Here is a 291-nt window from a genome sequence, read left to right as displayed (position 1 = left end):
GATTAATAAGTTTCATAATCGTGTCGGATACCGTACCACCTACATTGTCGAAATAGACATCAACACCGTTTGGGCATGCAGCCTCAATCTGTTTCTCAAAATCCGGCTCCCTATAATTGATTGCGGCCGTGAATCCGAGTTCCTTTTTTAGATACTCACACTTATCATCCGAACCAGCAATCCCTACAGAGCGAGCTCCCTTGATATTTGCAATTTGTCCTACTACCGTACCTACGGCACCCGCTGCACCAGATACGACCACGGTCTCCCCCTCTTTGGGTTTGCCAATGT

General features: G+C 47.1%; 1 protein-coding gene. It reads right to left on the bottom strand.

What is annotated here, in order from left to right:
* Positions 1-291 (bottom strand): zinc-binding dehydrogenase (locus KW850_RS32830; protein WP_218351739.1); only part of this gene is annotated, 291 nt, incomplete at both ends.

This window comes from Bacillus sp. sid0103 (assembly GCF_019219025.1).
This window is presented reverse-complemented; position numbering and strand designations above follow the sequence as displayed.